Consider the following 3,306-nt stretch of genomic DNA (forward strand, 5'->3'; position numbering starts at 1 on the left):
CCCCAAACCGGACACCCACCTCAGTTCCACCCCGCGCCCACTCCGACCCGCGCCAAATCCACCAGCTCCGCACCACACGCCTACACTGACCGGAACAGTCACTGACCGGAACAGCGCGGCATCGCGACTCCACCCACCAGGCGACCAAAGACCAACACCAGGAGGGTGAAAATGGCCATTCCGCGGCGCCAGGCAATCAGGATCGGCGCTTATCTCCTCAAGCAGAAACTCGCCAGGCGGGACAAGTTCCCGATCACCCTCGAACTCGAACCCCTGTTCGCATGTAACCTCGCCTGCGAGGGCTGCGGCAAGATCCAACATCCCGCGGACGTGCTGAAACAGCGCATGCCCGTCGAGCAGGCGCTCGCCGCCGTCGACGAGTGCGGCGCCCCCGTGGTGTGCCTGGCAGGCGGCGAACCGCTGATGCACCCGCAGATCGAAGACATCGTGGCAGGCCTGGTGAAACGTAAGAAGTTCATCTACCTGTGCACGAACGCCCTCCTGATCCCACGCAAGATCGACAAGCTGCGCCCGTCACCATACCTGTCCTTCGCGGTACACATCGATGGCCTCGAGGAACGCCACGACAAGTCCGTGGCCAAGCCGGGCGTGTTCGCCCAGGCCGTGGACAACATCAAAGAGGCGCAGCGCCGCGGCTTCCGCGTCACCACGAACACCACGTTCTTCAACACCGACACCCCCCAGACCGTGATCGAGGTGTTGGACTTCCTCAACAACGACCTCAACGTCGACGGGATGATGCTCTCCCCCGCCTACGCCTACGAGAAAGCCCCCGACCAGGACAGCTTCCTCGGGGTCAAGGAAACCCAGGAACTGTTCCGCAAGGCGTTCGCCGACGGCCGCCGCAAGAACTGGCGGATCAACCACTCCCCCCTGTTCCTGGACTTCCTCGAAGGAAAGATCGACTTCCCGTGCACGGCCTGGGGAATTCCGTCCTACTCCCTGTACGGCTGGCAGAAGCCGTGCTATCTGATGGGCGACGGCTACGCCAGGACCTACCAGGAACTCCTTGACACCACCGACTGGGAGGCCTACGGACGAGGGCGCGACCCGCGCTGCGCGAACTGCATGGCACACTGCGGCTACGAACCGACCGCCCTCGCGGCGACCCTGTCCTCCCTGCGGGAATCCATCCGCGCGGCCCGCTGAGACCGGCCCCGGGACCACCGGCCAGCCCCCGGATCACCGGCCAGCCCCGGGAAACGACCTCGGTGCCGGCGTCCACGCCCTCCGGCCGGAGGGCGACGGCCGCCGGCACCGAGGTCCTCCACCAGACACCCCGGCTCGGATACGCCGGGAAGAGCGGCATAACAGGAAGGGCGGCATAAGCGGGATCTGACCCGAAACCGCGTTATGACCCAGTTATGACCACTTGCACCCCGAAGCTCACCCACCGTCCCCTCGCCGGTCCGGCGTCGTGGGCCGCGGCGGCGCCCGTCTCGCCATCGTAGGGCTCGCGGGTCTTTGTAGGGTTCCCACAACACCTGGCCGCCGACATCGGTAGCGGCGGAGCTGTCCAGACCGCGCCCCGAGCTGGGAAGGTGACCCGGAGCGAGGAGCGGAACCGCCTTTCTGGCGTTCCGCCCTCATCGTGACGGGAAGGGGTAATTAGTGGTTTACGACAAGATCGTGGTGACGGGTCTCGGTGCGGTGACTCCACTCGGCGGCAACCTCGCCGCCACCTGGGACGGGCTGGTCGCGGGTGCCTCGGGTGTCGCGGTGATCGAAGACGAATGGGCGCGGGAGCTGCCGGTCCGACTCGCCGCCCGGCTGCCCGTCGACCCCGCGGCAACGCTGCCGCGCAAGGACAGCCGCAAGCTCGACCGCGGTGAACAGATGGCGATCGTCACCGCCCGGCAGGCATGGGCGGACGCGGGATCTCCCGAGGTCGCTCCCGAACGGCTCGCGGTCGTCATCGGCACCGGTTACGGCGGGGTGCAGTCCACCCTGGGCCAGCACCGTATCCTGGAGCAGGCCGGTGCGCGCCGGATGTCCCCTCACACGGTGATCATGCTGATGCCCAACGGCCCAGCGGCGTGGGTGAGCATCGACCTCGGTGCAAAGGCCGGCGCCCGTACCCCGGTCAGCGCCTGCGCGTCCGGCGCCGAGGCGATCGCCACCGGTATGGAGATGATCCAACACGGGCTGGCCGACGTCGTGGTCGCCGGCGGCGTCGAGGCGCCGGTCGACACGCTGCCGCTGGCAGCGTTCGCGCAGATGAAGGCCCTGTCGACCCGGCACGACGACCCGGCAGCCGCCTCCCGGCCCTTCGACGCCGACCGTGACGGTTTCGTGCTCGGCGAGGGCGCCGGCCTGCTGGTCCTGGAACGGGCCGGGTTCGCCGCCGCCCGCGGCGCCCGCGTGTACGCCGTCGCCGCCGGCGCGGCCACCAACTCCGACGCCCTCGACATCGTCACCGCCGACCCCGCCGGGCAGCGCAGGGCCATCGAGGCCGCACTGTCCGGCGCCGGCCTCACCCCCACCGATATCGGCCTCGTACACGCCCACGCCACCTCTACCCCCGTCGGCGACCCCCTGGAGGCCGAGGCGATCACTCAGACGATCGGCACCCATCCGGCGGTCACGGCCACCAAGTCGATGACCGGGCACATGCTCGGCGCCGCCGGCGCGGTGGGCGCCATCGCCACGGTGCTCAGCATCCGCGACGGCGTCATACCCCCGGTACGCAACCTTGACCGGCTCGACCCGGCGATCAAACTCGACGTCGTGTCCGGACAGGCCCGCCACGAGACCGTCCGCGCCGCCGTGGCCAACGCCTTCGGCTTCGGTGGGCACAATGTCTCCCTGGCGTTCACCGCCCCCTGAACCGGCCGCGCCGGCCACGCCTGGCTGGACTCGAACGCGCTCCGGCCCCCGTCGTGTTTCCGCCCGCCCAGAGGCCTCACTTCCCATTACCGACCATTACCGACCATTTCTTCCAGCAAGGGAACGGCGAAGACACCTTGCCGTCCTTCATGATCTAGAGCGGGGTTGAGAAGGTCACCCAGATGCGGCTGTGATCCGAAGGTGTCAGCCGTCGATGGTTGAGGCTAGGAGAACCCGTAATGATCTTATCGGGCGTGGGCGAGGAGGAGGGTGACGTCGTCGTCGTAGCCGTCGTTGCGGTTGAGGAGGGTCAGTAGCCGGTCCGCGGTGGTGGACAGGTCGGCTGTTTCGGTGAGGATGCGCAGCAGGCGTCGGCAGCCCTCGCCGATGTCGACGGTGGGGGATTCGACGAGGCCGTCGGTGTAGAGGGCGAGGGTGGAGCCGGGGGGGAAGCGGTGG

The 3,306-nt window shown here is 68.4% G+C and carries 3 protein-coding genes; 2 read left to right on the plus strand and 1 reads right to left on the minus strand.

Annotated features, from left to right (window positions below):
• Window positions 1-171: 171 nt before the first annotated feature.
• Together hpnH and AC08OV_RS24130 are read left to right on the plus strand one after the other, a co-directional pair.
• The gene (hpnH, locus tag AC08OV_RS24125; protein ID WP_476616114.1) at window positions 172-1,170 is read left to right on the plus strand and encodes an adenosyl-hopene transferase HpnH; all 999 of its coding nucleotides are present in this window, start codon (window positions 172-174) and stop codon (window positions 1,168-1,170) included.
• Window positions 1,171-1,632: 462 nt separating this feature from the next.
• Window positions 1,633-2,847 carry a beta-ketoacyl-[acyl-carrier-protein] synthase family protein gene (locus AC08OV_RS24130; RefSeq protein WP_476616113.1) on the plus strand — a complete coding sequence of 405 codons (1,215 nt, stop codon included), beginning with the start codon at window positions 1,633-1,635 and terminating at the stop codon, window positions 2,845-2,847.
• A gap of 245 nt (window positions 2,848-3,092) precedes the next feature.
• On the opposite strand, the gene AC08OV_RS24135 is transcribed toward AC08OV_RS24130, so the two are convergent.
• A partial coding sequence (locus AC08OV_RS24135) for a SpoIIE family protein phosphatase (RefSeq protein ID WP_476620384.1) occupies window positions 3,093-3,306 on the minus strand: 214 nt, incomplete at its 5' end.

Source organism: Frankia sp. CeTa3Moorea (genome assembly GCF_978021225.1).

Excerpts from the sequence above, each read along its gene's own strand:
- hpnH (WP_476616114.1), top strand. The coding sequence starts at position 172 with ATGGCCATTCCGCGGCGCCAGGCAATCAGGATCGGCGCTTATCTCCTC.